This window comes from Vulcanococcus sp. DEBay_Sum22DG08_74 (genome assembly GCF_017852955.1).
Lineage (GTDB): Bacteria > Cyanobacteriota > Cyanobacteriia > PCC-6307 > Cyanobiaceae > Vulcanococcus.
In genome coordinates this window covers 1-8,398 of the sequence record NZ_JAFMKL010000074.1, presented here as the reverse complement: position 1 = coordinate 8,398, position 8,398 = coordinate 1, and the positions used below count along the sequence as shown (strand labels likewise).

Annotated in this window: 11 protein-coding genes; 7 read left to right on the top strand and 4 right to left on the bottom strand. The window is 66.6% G+C overall.

Annotation, left to right across the window (positions count from 1 at the left end):
- On the bottom strand, positions 1–677 hold a 677-nt coding region (locus tag QZ184_RS08430; RefSeq protein ID WP_296419057.1), incomplete at its 3' end, for a trypsin-like peptidase domain-containing protein.
- 94 nt (positions 678–771) lie between these two features.
- Between QZ184_RS08430 and QZ184_RS08425 the strand changes: the two genes are divergently transcribed.
- The 3 genes from QZ184_RS08425 (at position 772) to hrpB (ending at position 4,081) form a co-directional block, all read left to right on the top strand.
- On the top strand, positions 772–1,068 hold the full coding sequence (locus QZ184_RS08425; protein ID WP_232197204.1) for a DUF2973 domain-containing protein: 297 nt from the start codon (positions 772–774) through the stop codon (positions 1,066–1,068).
- Positions 1,069–1,157: 89 nt separating this feature from the next.
- Complete coding sequence (locus QZ184_RS08420; protein WP_296419055.1) at positions 1,158–1,541, top strand: hypothetical protein; 384 nt, start codon at positions 1,158–1,160, stop codon at positions 1,539–1,541.
- 17 nt (positions 1,542–1,558) lie between these two features.
- Entirely contained in the window at positions 1,559–4,081 is a 2,523-nt protein-coding gene (gene hrpB / locus QZ184_RS08415; RefSeq protein ID WP_296419053.1) for an ATP-dependent helicase HrpB, read from the top strand.
- Here the strand turns inward: hrpB and QZ184_RS08410 are convergent.
- On the bottom strand, positions 4,078–4,872 hold the full coding sequence (locus tag QZ184_RS08410) for an HAD family hydrolase (protein WP_296419051.1): 795 nt from the start codon (positions 4,870–4,872) through the stop codon (positions 4,078–4,080). The two genes, hrpB and QZ184_RS08410, sit on opposite strands and share 4 nt — an antisense overlap.
- Positions 4,873–4,905: 33 nt before the next feature.
- Between QZ184_RS08410 and QZ184_RS08405 the strand changes: the two genes are divergently transcribed.
- From QZ184_RS08405 to QZ184_RS08390, 4 genes are read left to right on the top strand one after another with little or no spacing between them, the layout of a single operon-like run.
- Positions 4,906–5,121, top strand: coding sequence for a hypothetical protein (locus tag QZ184_RS08405; protein ID WP_247479572.1), 216 nt, complete (start codon positions 4,906–4,908; stop codon positions 5,119–5,121).
- A gap of 24 nt (positions 5,122–5,145) precedes the next feature.
- Positions 5,146–6,297, top strand: a complete 1,152-nt coding sequence (gene xseA / locus QZ184_RS08400) for an exodeoxyribonuclease VII large subunit (RefSeq protein ID WP_296419049.1) — start codon at positions 5,146–5,148, stop codon at positions 6,295–6,297.
- A gap of 4 nt (positions 6,298–6,301) precedes the next feature.
- Positions 6,302–6,586 carry an exodeoxyribonuclease VII small subunit gene (xseB, locus tag QZ184_RS08395; RefSeq protein WP_010313157.1) on the top strand — a complete coding sequence of 95 codons (285 nt, stop codon included), beginning with the start codon at positions 6,302–6,304 and terminating at the stop codon, positions 6,584–6,586.
- Positions 6,587–6,594: 8 nt separating this feature from the next.
- Positions 6,595–6,963, top strand: coding sequence for a DUF2834 domain-containing protein (locus QZ184_RS08390; protein WP_296419046.1), 369 nt, complete (start codon positions 6,595–6,597; stop codon positions 6,961–6,963).
- A gap of 8 nt (positions 6,964–6,971) precedes the next feature.
- Here QZ184_RS08390 and QZ184_RS08385 read toward each other — a convergent pair whose 3' ends face one another.
- A complete protein-coding gene (locus tag QZ184_RS08385) occupies positions 6,972–7,319 on the bottom strand; it encodes a zinc ribbon domain-containing protein (RefSeq protein WP_296419045.1) in 348 nt (115 codons plus the stop codon).
- A 32-nt stretch (positions 7,320–7,351) separates the two neighbouring features.
- Positions 7,352–8,224 carry a YihY/virulence factor BrkB family protein gene (locus QZ184_RS08380; protein ID WP_296419044.1) on the bottom strand — a complete coding sequence of 291 codons (873 nt, stop codon included), beginning with the start codon at positions 8,222–8,224 and terminating at the stop codon, positions 7,352–7,354.
- Positions 8,225–8,398 lie beyond the last annotated feature (174 nt).

Genomic DNA, 8,398 nt, shown 5'->3' with positions numbered 1-8,398 from the left:
CCACCGGAATTCCCGGGATTAATCGCCGCGTCGGTCTGAATCAGCTGCAACCGCTTATCGGTGATCCCCAGCGCCGCGGCGTTGCGGTTCAGGTTGCTGACGATCCCAAAGGTCACGGTTTGATCCAGGCCGAAGGGATTGCCCACCGCAATCACCCATTCGCCCACCTGCAGGGCATCGGAATCGCCCAGGGCGGCCACGGGCCAAGGACCTGGCCCGCTCAAGCGGACCACCGCGAGGTCCGTGACGCTGTCACTGCCGACAACCTTGCCCTCCACCCGGCGACCGTCGGGCAGACCGACCATCACCCGCGTCGTGCCCTCGACGACGTGGGCATTGGTCAGCAGCAAGCCCGAGGGGTCGTAGATCACCCCACTCCCCTGGCCGCGCTCGGTCCGCTGGGAGGGAGGAATCCGGGTCGCTCCGCCCCCGGGCGGCAGCCCGAAAAACTGCCGCAGCATCGGGTCGTTAAACGGGAAGGGCGTGACCAGGGATCCCCCTGGAACCACGACCGTGCGCTCCGTATCGATCGTCACGACCGCAGGGCCGGTGCGCTTCACCGCCTCGGCCACAAAGGATTGACGGGTCAGGGCCGGCGCCGGCGCGCTCTGGGCCGCCACCGGTGGCAGAGCCAGGAGGACGGGGCCAGCACCTGCCGCCAGCAAAAGGCCGGCCATCCGTGCTGCTGCGCCAGCCATGGAACCAAGAGCAAATCTGCGAAACCGTAAGCAGAACGCTCCAGGGCACGCAAGCACCGGGGGGCGCGCGATGATGGGGCAGTCGGCCTTCCAGAGCTCCGCCATGCTCGCCACCACACCCGATCTCGGTCTGGTCGCCAGCAAGCTGCTGCCGCTGGTCTACGGCGCCTGCTTCATCGGGCTGCTCTGGCAGGCCTTTCGGATCATGGCCCGCGGCTACTCAGCCGTGCCCCGTCCCGGTGACCGGGACCGCACGCCCCAGGGGGATCGAACGGGGCGGCTGACGATTCACCCCGAGCTCTTGGATCAGGACGGACAGCTCACCCAAGACGACCTACTCACGGTGCGTTTTGGTGAAGACGACGAGTAACCCGCCTGACTGAACGACCCCAGAGCAACCCGCTTGGACCCTCCAGCTGGTACAACCAGTGGGTGCTTGTGAACATTGGCGGAGGCTGAGTGGAGCAAAGAACCCGGATCGTGGCTGCTGTGCTCAAGGCCATCAAGCTGCCCCCGCGCTTCCAGCTCAAGTTGGTGAAAGAGGATCCCGTTCGCCTGGAACTGATCCTGACCCCCGCCTACGGCAAGGAGCCCATCCTGGTGGGCCTCGTTGAATCCCAGGATCTGGTGGCCCGCCGCGACCGCGAAGGCCGCATCCCTAGGGATCTCCAGGGCACCTGGGACTGGACCGTCCGCCACGGCAAGGTCAACACCGGCGGCTGGAACCCATACCTCAAAGAAGCCCTGCAGACGATGTTTGAAACCGGTCTGCCGGCCATCGTCTACGAAGAGCTGACCGGTGAGCTCTACCACCCGGTTGATGGCGCGCGCCACGTGCGCTGACGCCCGGATCACCCAGCGTGCCGCTTCCGATTGAGCCGCTGCTGCCCGAGCTGGTGCAGCGGCTTCCAGCGGGCGGAACCTTGCTGCTGCAGGCTCCACCAGGAGCCGGAAAAACCACAGGCGTGCCCCTGGCCCTGCTTGAGGCCCTGCCCAAGGAGAGCGGGCGGGTCTTGATGCTGGAGCCACGCCGGCTCGCTGCCAAAGCCGCGGCCCAGCGTCTGGCCAGCAGTCTTGGCGAGGACGTCGGCCAACGGATTGGTTATCGCGTCCGCCTGGAGAGCCGGGTCTCAGCCGCCACCCGGGTGGAGGTGCTGACCGACGGCCTGTTCCTGCGGCAGCTGCAGTCCGACCCCAGCCTGGAGGGGGTGGCCTGCGTGATCTTCGACGAATTTCACGAGCGCCGCAGCGAGGCGGACCTGGCCTTGGCGCTGCTGCGGGAGGCCAGGGCGGTGATCGCACCGGAGGTGCGACTGCTGGTGATGTCAGCGACGCTCAACCTCCAGCCCCTGCGTGAACAGCTGCCCGAGGCCGCGCTGCTCACCAGCGAAGGACGAAGCTTCCCCGTCGCGGTGCAGCACCAACCGGCTCGAGAGCGTGAGACCCTCTCCGCCCAGGTGGTCCGGGCCCTGGAGAGCCAATGGCTGGACCAACGGCAGGACCACGAGACCGCCCTGGTGTTCCTCCCTGGACAACGCCAGATTCAGCAGTGCCAGGAGGCGATCGCGCGGACCAGCTGGTCCCAGGACCTGGAGATCTGCCCCCTGCACGGCAACTTGCCCCTGGGGGAGCAGAGCCGCGCGATCCAAGCCAGCCGCAGCCCCGCGGGGAAGGTGGTGCTGGCGACGGCCATTGCCGAAAGCTCCCTAACGATCGCCGGGGTCGCCCTGGTGATCGATAGCGGCCTCAGCCGCCGCAGCCGCTTCGACCCCGCCAGCGGCATGGAGAGCCTGGTCACGCTCCCGGCGAGCCAGGCCAGTGCGGAGCAACGGGCTGGACGCGCCGGACGCCTCGGTCCAGGGCGCGCGGTCCGCCTCTGGAGCCCCGCGGAGCAGCAGCGGCGCCCAGCCTTCGATCCCCCGGCCCTGCTGGAGGCCGACCCCGCCCCCCTGGTGCTGCAACTGGCCCAGTGGGGCGCGGGTCTGGGGGAGGAGTTGCCCTGGCTGGAGCCACCGCCACGGCCCCATCTGCTGGAGGGGCAGGAGCTGCTCCAACAACTGGGCGCCCTCAATGACGCCGGGCAACTCAACAGCCATGGGCGCCAACTCAGCCAGCTGGGGGTGCATCCCCGCCTGGGCCAGGTGCTGCTGCAGGCCCAGGAGCTCGGCGTACCAAGCCTGGGCTGCGCCCTGGCCGCCCTGCTGAGCGAGCGGGACCCCCTGCGGCTGGATGAGGCCGGCTGTGATCTGCTGCGCCGGCTGGATTGGCTGCGGCAGGACGGGCGAGACCATCGCCGGCGCTCGATTCAGCAGCTGCAGGCGCAGCTGGAGCGCCAGCTCCAGGGCATCGCCGGTCAAGAACGCCGTCGCCCCCAACCAACCCTGAACAGTGGCGAGGAGGCGTTGCTCTGCGCCGAGCTGATTGCCCAGGCCTACCCCGAGCGGGTCAGCCTGCAGCGCCCAGGCGCCCCCGGTCGCTACCAGCTGCGCTCCGGCCGTGGCGCCGAACTGCATCCCGGCGACCCCCTCTGGGGCAGCGAGGCCCTGGCCATTGCCCATGCCGATGGGGGAGGCAGTGACTGCCGCATCCAGCTGGCCTTGGCCCTGCCGCAGAGCAGCGTGGAGAGCCTGGCCCAAACGCAGGGCGAACGCCTGCAACTGGTGAGCTGGGATCCCAGCCAAGAGCGGGTCAAGGCCGAGGAGAGCCTCCAATTGGGTGCGCTGACGCTGGAGCGCCGGCCCCTGCGCGATCCCCCAGCAGAGCTCCTGCGCGCCGCGCTGCTCGAGGGCTTGGCCGATCTGGGGCTCGAGGCCCTGCCCTGGGGCAAAGGCTCAAGGCAGTTGCAACAGCGTCTCTGCCTGGCCCACCGGGAACTGGGCGCCCCCTGGCTGGACCGCAGCGATGCCGTCCTGGAAGCCGACCCCCTGGGCTGGCTCGGGGATCAACTGGAGGGCCTGCGCTCGCGCCAGGACTTGCAACAACTCAATCTCTGCGAGGCCCTCTGGAGCGGTCTGGACTGGTCCTTGCGCCAGGAGCTCGAGACGCTGCTGCCCACCAGCCTGGCGATTCCCTCCGGCCGTCAGGCCAGCCTCGACTACAGCAGCGGCACACCGGTGCTGGCCGTGAAATTGCAGGAGCTCTTCGGGGCCGCCACCACCCCGACGGTCCTGGGCGGACGACTGCCGGTGACGGTGCAACTGCTCTCGCCGGCGGGGCGCCCCGCGGCGATCACCCAAGACCTCGCGGGCTTCTGGACTGGGGCGTATCGGGACGTGCGCCGGGACCTGCGGGGCCGCTATCCCCGCCATCCCTGGCCCGAGGATCCAGCCAACGCCACGCCCACGGCCCTCACCAAAAAGCGGCTGGAGCAACAGCAGCGCTAGGCCATCAGGTGGCCAAAACCAAAGTGGCGCAGCCCCTCGGCGATGCCCTGACATCCATGGCCCTGGGCGTGATAGACCCCGGAGAGACGGGGCAACTGCTCCACCAGGGCCGGCTCGGCATTGCCGACCATGACCCCCTTGAGGCCGGTTTCAAACATCGCCAGATCGTTGAGGGTGTCCCCAGCGGTGACCACCGTGGCGTGATCCGCCTCCAACCACCCAAGCAGCGACAGCAGGGTTGAGCCCTTGTCGACCCCGCCCGGGAGGACATCGAAATAGCGGTTGTCGGACATCACCACCGTCGCCCCCTCCGCCTCGAGCACAGGGATGAGGCCCAGGTCGAACTGATCGAGGTCGACATAAAAGGCCAGACGACGGTTCGAGCTCATGGGTTGCAGCTCCAGTCCAGGCCGCCCCTCCAGCAGCGTGCGGAGCCGCGGCTCGAGGGCCTGCCAGCGCTGCTCAATGGGGTCCACCGCCAGTGGAATCGGCAACAGGGAGGAACCGCAGGCGACCGTGCAACCCACATCACCGATGACCAGATGGGGGGCCGCCAGCCCCAACGGTTCGTCTTGCCCCAGCACCTGAGCGATGGCGCCCAGGTCCCTGCCGGTGCAGAAGACATGGAGCACCCGCTCGCGCTGCTCAGCCAGCCAGCGATAGAAGCCGCGACGCTCCTCGCTGGGTCCCCCCAGCAGGGTGCCGTCGAGATCGGTGACCAGCACCAGCTCCGGGTGCTCCGGCAAGGGGGCGGCGAGCTGACTCTGCAGGCGCGCTCGAGGGGACGTCACAGGCACCCGGGCAAAGGCGCGCCAACGCTATCGGTGGGCCAAACTGGCTGCGGTTGTGCGTCCTGCAGAGTCCTGGCCCGCTTCTACGCCAAAAATCGCCGCGACGGTGCCCGACTGCTCAGTTCAGCCCTGGTGCTGACCACCATTGCCCTGTTCAACGTCCAGAACGCCGTCGGCCTGGCTTTGAGCGTCATCGGTGCTGTGGTTTGTCTCTACTGGTGGAGCTGCTACCGCCAACTCGAGCGCTGATGCTCCTGCGCGCCTGAGCCGGTGATGAAGAGCGACTCCGGCATCCCGCGTTACAGCGTCGCGGAACTCAATCAAGCGATTGGCTCGCTGCTGGAGCGGGGCTTTGCCCCCCGGTTTCTGCTGGAGGCCACCGTTTCGCGGCCCCAACTGAAAAAAGGGCATCTGTGGCTGACCCTGGTGGATGAGTCGGCCTCCATCTCCGGTGTGGTCTGGTCCTCCCAGCGGGAGCGCCTGAGCTACCAGCCCAGCGAAGGGGATGGGGTCCTGGTGGTGGGGAAACTGAACTTCTGGGCCAGCCGCGCCAACCTCTGCGTTCAGATCCTCGACATCCGTCCGGCCCTCAGCGCGGTTCTACGGCAGTTCGAGCGGGTCTGCGCGCTCCTGGAACCCGAGGGCCTCTTGGCGGCGGAGCGCAAACGGCCCCTGCCGGAGATGCCCGCAGCGATTGCCCTCTTAACCAGCGTGCCCAGTTCGGCCCTGGCGGACATGCTGCGCACAGCCCAGGAGCGCTGGCCGGCGACCACGGTTCACGTGGTGCCGATTCCCGTGCAGGGGATGGTGGCCGCAACCATCCGCAAGCGCCTGGCCGAGGTGCTCGAGCGCAGCGACGAACTGCAGATCGAGGCCATCGTTCTGGCCCGCGGAGGCGGCGCTCGAGAGGACCTGGCCGTCTTCGATGACGAAGAACTGGCCCGCGACCTGGCGGCGAGCCCGATCCCGGTGGTCACTGGCTTAGGGCACGAGGACGACACGACCGTGGCCGACCTTGTGGCGGACTACCGGGCGGCGACACCGACGGCGGCCGTTGTTGCGCTTCTGCCGGATCGCGAGGCCCTCTCCCAGGGCCTCCAGCACCGTCTGGCCATCGTGCGTCAACTGATGCTGCATCGCCTCCAGCAGGGACAGCAGCGACTCGCGCTGCAGCGCCAGCGGCTGGAGCAATGCCATCCCAGCCTGATCATCGAGCGCGAGCGCGAGCGACTGCAGCAACGGCTGCAACTGCTGGAAGCCCTGTCACCGCAACGGCTGCTCAGACGCGGCTTCTCCTTGGTGCGCAGGGCCGATGGCTCCCTGCTGCGCTCCGTCAGCCAGAGCCAAGCGGGCGATGCCCTCAGGCTGGAGCTGGTCGACGGCAAGATCGAGGCCGTGGTGGAGCAGGTCAGCCCTCACCCCTGATGCCATGACGGAAGCCAAACCCCAAACCAAACGCAAGAAGCCCGCGAGCAAGGCCAAGGCCGCTGCTTCGGCTGAAACCGAGCAGTGGCAGAAGGAGATCGAAGGCCTGAGCTACCAAGAGGCCAACACGGCCCTGGAGCTCACCCTGGCGAAGCTTCAGTCCGCAGAGCTAGAGGTCGAGGAGATGGCCGGCCTCTATCGCCGCGCTGAGGCCTATGCCGCCCGCTGCCAGGTGGTGCTCGAGCAGGTGGCCCAGGAAGTGGTCGAATGGGAGGCACTCAGCACCTAGGGACCGCGATGGCCTCCAAACCCGCTCAGCAACCCTGGCTGGCCTGGCTCTATCTCGCCCTGGCGGTGGCGGGCGGAGTGCTGCCCTGGCTCTCCAATCTGGAGTTCATGCGCGAGTACGGCGCCAGTTTTGACCTGGCCCAGTTCATCGCCCTGGCCAATGCCAATCCGGCCGCTGAATCGCTGTCGCGGGATCTGCTGGTGGGGGCTTCAGCGATCACGATCTGGATCGTCGTAGAGAGCCGGCGCCTGCAGATGCGTCACCTCTGGATTGTTCTGCTGAGCGCAGGAACAATTGCCTTTGCCTTCGCCGCACCCTTCTTTTTATTCCTGCGGGAACGTCGTCTTGCTGAGATGGCGCGAACCGGCGAAGGCTGAGGGAAGCCCTAGCGATCCGTGACGTCCTGCACCTGAACGTCGACCACCGCATCGCTAGCGGGAGCATCGACAGGCTTGGCCGCTGAGGCGGTTGGACGCACCTGGCTGAGGTCCGCCCCACAGGCCGGACAAGCGGGCGCTCCAACGCTGGGGGTCCCGCAGGCCGGACAGGTCACGATGCGGCGCTTGAACCACTGCCAGGCCAGAAAGCCCGCTCCACCAAGGACCAGGGGCCCCAAGACCAACAGCAAGGTGATGCCCTCGAGGACATCAACGAACAGACGCCCAGCCAGCCCCGGAGCGATCAGCAGGACGCCGATCAGCGTGATCCAAAGCCAAGGAATCGGACGTTGCATCGCCTAGCGCAAACGGAGCAGCCGCAGGACCATCATCCTGCCGAAAGCTCGCGGCGCTTGCTGCAGACCACGCTGAGCGCCATGCCGTAATAGACGACGAGGGCCACCAGCCAAACCCAGAGGCTGAGGACCAACACACCACCAATGACGCCATAGGCCTGAAAGCGCGCCCCCAGTGAGATCAGGCTTCGGCCCAGGGCCAGGTTCAGGGCCGTCAGGGCTGAGCCAATCAGCAGCGATCCCGGAATGAGAGGACGCAAGGGGACCCTGCGGGTCGGCATGAAGGCCAGCAGGACAAACGCCAGAGAGCAGCTAATGACGACGCTGATGCCCAAGTCCACCAGCAGAGGAACCGGTGCCCAGAGGTGAAGCTTGGCGGGAAGCCAGCTCTCCAGCAGCAGTCTCCAGCTGCCGGGCTTGAGCAGACGCAGGTTGGTCGTGATCTGATCGAGAACCACAAAAAAGCCGATCAGAACAACAACAACCAGTGACTCAATGCGGTTACGAATGAACTTCCAGACCGGCTTTTTCCAATTCTCCGGTGGAGTCAGAATCGGACGAAACCCCCAAAGCCGATCTGCCCCACGTTGAAGACTGAGATAGGCGTTAGTTGAAGAGATCACCAGAAAGATGACACCAATCAAGCCCGCACCCGTGCCCTGCTTATAGAGGCGCAGCAGCGTTGTACTCACCAGGGGCAAGGCCGAAGGGGGCAAAAACTGATCCGCAACAGCGATGACTTGGTCCGCCAGTCCATCCATGCGCCCCAGAACCAGGCCAGCGACGCCCAGCGCAATCAGGAGGATGGGGAAAAAGGACTGAAGGCTGTGATACGCAAAGGCCGCACTGAGATCCACACAATCTTCTCGATCCCAAAGGCGGTAGGCCTTCCAGAACGGCTTCACAATCGCGCGCCATCGACGCGAACGCACCAACACCTAGGGATTCATCTGGCTTACATCAACAATAGGCCCGAGCAAAGCGCGCACACCAGCGCAGCTCTCAACCCCGTTGATGGCAAATGAATTCCAGGCACAAAAAAGCCACCCTTGTGGGGTGGCTTTCTCGTCTCAACCCAT

Bases quoted from the DNA above. Each gene is read 5' to 3' on its own strand.
- QZ184_RS08385 (WP_296419045.1), bottom strand. From the start codon at position 7,319: ATGCAACGTCCGATTCCTTGGCTTTGGATCACGCTGATCGGCGTCCTG.
- xseA (WP_296419049.1), top strand. From the start codon at position 5,146: ATGAAGAGCGACTCCGGCATCCCGCGTTACAGCGTCGCGGAACTCAAT.
- xseB (WP_010313157.1), top strand. From the start codon at position 6,302: ATGACGGAAGCCAAACCCCAAACCAAACGCAAGAAGCCCGCGAGCAAG.
- QZ184_RS08390 (WP_296419046.1), top strand. From the start codon at position 6,595: ATGGCCTCCAAACCCGCTCAGCAACCCTGGCTGGCCTGGCTCTATCTC.
- QZ184_RS08425 (WP_232197204.1), top strand. From the start codon at position 772: ATGGGGCAGTCGGCCTTCCAGAGCTCCGCCATGCTCGCCACCACACCC.